The organism is Mycobacterium sp., from assembly GCF_032162105.1.
Taxonomy (GTDB): Bacteria; Actinomycetota; Actinomycetes; order Mycobacteriales; family Mycobacteriaceae; genus Mycobacterium.
The window spans coordinates 1-3,602 of sequence record NZ_JAVRPS010000721.1 but is presented as its reverse complement, the minus strand read 5'-3'; the positions used below and the strand labels follow the sequence as shown (position 1 = coordinate 3,602).

General features: G+C 66.0%; 7 protein-coding genes. 3 read left to right on the top strand and 4 right to left on the bottom strand.

What is annotated here, in order from left to right:
- Positions 1-193: 193 nt before the first annotated feature.
- Both QOC69_RS36420 and QOC69_RS36415 read right to left on the bottom strand, forming a co-directional pair.
- A complete protein-coding gene (locus QOC69_RS36420; protein WP_526447759.1) occupies positions 194-679 on the bottom strand; it encodes a pyridoxamine 5'-phosphate oxidase family protein in 486 nt (161 codons plus the stop codon).
- Between the two features lie 28 nt (positions 680-707).
- On the bottom strand, positions 708-977 hold the full coding sequence (locus QOC69_RS36415) for a hypothetical protein (RefSeq protein WP_526447757.1): 270 nt from the start codon (positions 975-977) through the stop codon (positions 708-710).
- 123 nt (positions 978-1,100) lie between these two features.
- On the opposite strand from QOC69_RS36415, the gene QOC69_RS36410 reads away from it, so the two are divergent.
- The 3 genes from QOC69_RS36410 to QOC69_RS36400 all read left to right on the top strand — a co-directional run bounded on the left by QOC69_RS36410 (position 1,101) and on the right by QOC69_RS36400 (position 2,371).
- Entirely contained in the window at positions 1,101-1,676 is a 576-nt protein-coding gene (locus QOC69_RS36410; RefSeq protein ID WP_526447755.1) for a TetR/AcrR family transcriptional regulator, read from the top strand.
- Positions 1,673-1,810, top strand: a complete 138-nt coding sequence (locus QOC69_RS36405; protein ID WP_526447753.1) for a hypothetical protein — start codon at positions 1,673-1,675, stop codon at positions 1,808-1,810. The genes QOC69_RS36410 and QOC69_RS36405 overlap by 4 nt, the downstream gene beginning before the upstream one ends.
- Positions 1,811-2,035: 225 nt before the next feature.
- Positions 2,036-2,371, top strand: coding sequence for a hypothetical protein (locus QOC69_RS36400; protein ID WP_526447751.1), 336 nt, complete (start codon positions 2,036-2,038; stop codon positions 2,369-2,371).
- Here the strand turns inward: QOC69_RS36400 and QOC69_RS36395 are convergent.
- Both QOC69_RS36395 and QOC69_RS36390 read right to left on the bottom strand, forming a co-directional pair.
- Complete coding sequence (locus QOC69_RS36395; RefSeq protein ID WP_526447749.1) at positions 2,351-2,956, bottom strand: TetR/AcrR family transcriptional regulator; 606 nt, start codon at positions 2,954-2,956, stop codon at positions 2,351-2,353. The genes QOC69_RS36400 and QOC69_RS36395 overlap by 21 nt on opposite strands.
- The coding region (locus QOC69_RS36390) for an oxygenase MpaB family protein (protein WP_526447747.1) at positions 2,940-3,602 on the bottom strand (663 nt) is incomplete at its 5' end. The genes QOC69_RS36395 and QOC69_RS36390, both read right to left, overlap by 17 nt.

Below are 3,602 nucleotides of genomic sequence, written 5' to 3'. Positions count from 1 at the left end.
CAGGACTGCCTCGTGGCTGCCGGTGCTCGGTGGGGATCCTTCACACGTGACCTGTTGTGTCGACTGCATTTGATGGCCTCCCCTTGCCCGGCTGCACCCCATGATGTGAGAGGCGCCACTCGGCAGGGAAGAGGAAGTGGTCCGATCGCGAGGTTTCCTAGCACGATCCACAGATTTGCTGGTATCCCGGCTCCTACACCGCCCTCCAGCGGAGCACTTCGCCTTCGCCCTCCGTCATCACGGTGCCGGGCATCACCCTGAGCCGCCGGGGCGCCAGGCGCAGTGCGGCGAAGGCAGCCGAGGTGGGGCCGTCCTTCCAGGGCTCGATGATCGCCGGGTCGTAGCCGACCAGTGCCGGACCGTTCTTGAACTTGTCCCACACCGCGATTCGGGTCTCGTCGTCGAAGAACCACTGCGCCGAACAGTCGGCGCTGCAGGTGTCATGGTTGGTCGTCCAATAGCTCGCCGCGACGTCGGGATGGATCGCGAGATCTTCGTGCTTGATCGGCGTCGGAGACGTGGCGATCCACCCGACCAGATCCAACCCGTCCCACTCCCAGATCGGGTGCAGGATGCGGCTGCGGGGGCGTCCATCGCGGTCGACGGTGGCAACCGACGCCCACACGATCGAATGGGCCATCTCGATGAAGGCGGGGGCGATCTGCTCGAGGGGTGTCACGACCACCGAGCCTAGGCGACCGGCGGCACTAGCCTTCGTCCTTGGAGATGGCGGAGAACTTGGGGTTGCCGCCGTCGTCGAGCCACTCGTTGATCGCGGTGCCGGCGACGGTGCCGCCGGTGCCGGGCAACGTGACCGTCGGGCGGTCTTCGTCGTAGTCGTCGACCATCTTCTTGGCCCTGGCCCTGTGCTCGTCGGTGACTTCAGGCATCTCGGTGGGTGTCCGCTCTTCGGGTTTGTCGATGACCTGGTGGTGCTCGTCGGTGCGGGGTTCGGTGTATTGCTGTTCGCTTGTCATGCATACCGGCTGCCCGAATCGAGACGTGCGAAACACGGCCCGGCACCGTTGACATGCCATACGTATGACATGTAAATGTCTAGTGTGCACACCGAGCGTCGAACGCAGGCCGAGCGTCGGACGGTGACGAGGGCCAAGGTTCTTACGGCGACGATCGATTGCCTGGTGGAGCACGGCTATGCCAACACCTCCACCCGGCACATCGCCAAGCGCGCGGGAATGACGGTCGGTGCCCTTCAGCACCACTTCGCGAGCAAGGCCGATCTGATGGCCGCCGCGCTGCAGACCCTCGGCGACCGAATGGCGGACGAGTTCATCGCCGAGGCCCCCACCGAAGGCGACCCCAGCGAGCGCATCACGCAGTTGCTCGACCGCCTGTGGGAGGTCCATCGCGGCCCGCTCTTCGACGCCGGACTGGAGCTTTGGGTGGCGGCACGTTCGGATGCCGAACTGAGGGCGACGATGGCGGGGGTGACGAAGGATTTCTCGCTGCGAATCGGCATCGGGATGCTCCACACGTTTCCCGAGCTGGTCGCGAGGCCCGGCTTCGCCGAACGGGTGATGGTCGGCCTGGCGACAATGCGCGGCCTCGCGATGCCGGGCTTCGCCGAGGTGGCCGAACCGGACGCCCTCTGGAAGATCGCCCGGCCGCGGCTTCTGGAGGCGTTCGAGGTCCTTCTCGCGGACGAAACCACATGACGCGGGTCTTCTCTCACCCGGTGGCGACGATCGCCAAGGGCACCGTGACGGCCATGCGCCACCCGCGGCGGCAGCCGATCCGCGGCCCGCTCGGCGCGGGTTTCGACCCGTTCGACCCCGCGACGTCGACGTGATCACCGCCGGCATCGAGCGAATCGAGCCGCGCAGAATCATCACCGATGACGGTGTTCTGCATCAATTGGACGTGATCGTCTACGCCACTGGCTTCGACGCCCACGCCTACATGCGGCCGATGACCATCACGGGCGAGGACGGCCGCACGCTCGACGCGGCCTGGGCGGACGGACCGCGCGCCTTACCGCACCGTCGCGCTACCGGGCTTCCCGAACCTGTTCACCTTGATGGGACCACACAGCCCGATCGGCAACCACTCGCTGATCGTGGTCGCCGAAGCTCAGACCGGCTACATCGTCAACTGGATCAAGCGGATGCGCGACGAACGTCTCTCGAGCGTCGCACCGACCGACGAAGCCACCGACGCCTACTACGACCGGCTCAAAGCCGCCTTCCCAGGAACCATCTGGGTCACCGGTTGTCAGAGCTGGTATCTGGACAACGCGGGCCTACCCGAACTCTGGCCCTGGACCCCCGCCAGACACCGCAAGATGCTGACCGGCGTGCAGCGGTCCGACTTCCGGACCAGCGCACAGCACCTACACCGAGACCGCGCGTAGCGCGGCGGGCAGGCTGGGCAGGAAGTGCCTGGTGGCGAAGTCCCTGATGTCATCGGCGGTGTCCAGCGGTTGAGCGCTGGGCAGCAGCAGCACCATCGCCGCGTAGCGCAGGATGGTGTCGGCCAGGTCGTTGACGGCCTGCTCCCCGATCCGGTCGGCGAACCCCGCGGGGAAGATCACCCGCAGCGCCTCGGCCATCCGCTCGATGCCGGCACCGTAGTGGCGATGCGCCAACTGCAGCACGAGGGCCGGCTCGTCAGTCATCAATTGGTTCAGCACACGATGGCGCCGGAACATCAGAATCGAGTGCGTGAACGCCTCGACATAGTAATTCGACTTCGGACCGGCGTTCTTCAGCTCCTCGGCGATGTCGGCGAACAGCACCACGTTCTCGCGCTCGATGACCGCGCCCACCAGTTCGTCGCGGTTGGCGAACCGCCGGTAGATGGTGGTGCGACTGAAACCGGCACGGCGCGCGACGTCGTCGAGGGCAACGCGGTGAAAGCCGTGGCGCTCGAACTCGACGAGCGCCGCGTCGAGGATGGCCTCCGTGGTGGGGTCGGCCGGCTTATCCGGAATGGGCATAGCCTTCCTGCGCAAACGTGTTGTAGCGCCACCGCATTGGCAGACGGTCCCACATCCAGTTCACCGTCCGCGTCCGCCACAGCGCGGCGAACGCCTGGTACGCCTTCTCCTTGCGTGGACTCCACGGCAGGCCAAGCAGGTCGCGGGTCCGCGGTGGCATCCCGCCGGTGGTGAGGAACGCAGCGACGAGATTGAAGACCGGCGACACCAGCCGCCAGGCCAACGGCGACACGCCCTTGGGACGGGGGAAGCCCTTGGTGACGTAACCGACGCCGTACTTTGCAGTGGGATGTGCGACGACGATCTCGTCGATCATGTGGTCCCAGTAGCGTTCGAATTCGGCGTAGTCCGCCGGCATCGGTCGATCGCTGACGCCGTAACGGCGGTACCACGTCTTCGACTCGAGGTAGATCTGCTCCTTCTCCTCGCGGCTGAGCCGTCTGACGAAGGTGTCGGCGAAGTAGAGGATCTGATCGACGAAGGTGGCGTGCGCCCAGTAGTACGTCTCCGGGTCCAGCGCGTGGTAGCGGCTACCGTCCGGCATGTTGCCCTTGATGTCGCGGTGAAAGTCACGGACCTGCTGCCCGGGGTGGTCGCCACTCGAGCCGTACACGGTCATCATGATCGGCGGGATCGACCGCTTGAC

Excerpts from the sequence above, each read along its gene's own strand:
- QOC69_RS36395 (WP_526447749.1), bottom strand. The coding sequence starts at position 2,956 with ATGCCCATTCCGGATAAGCCGGCCGACCCCACCACGGAGGCCATCCTC.
- QOC69_RS36415 (WP_526447757.1), bottom strand. The coding sequence starts at position 977 with ATGACAAGCGAACAGCAATACACCGAACCCCGCACCGACGAGCACCAC.
- QOC69_RS36405 (WP_526447753.1), top strand. The coding sequence starts at position 1,673 with ATGACGCGGGTCTTCTCTCACCCGGTGGCGACGATCGCCAAGGGCACC.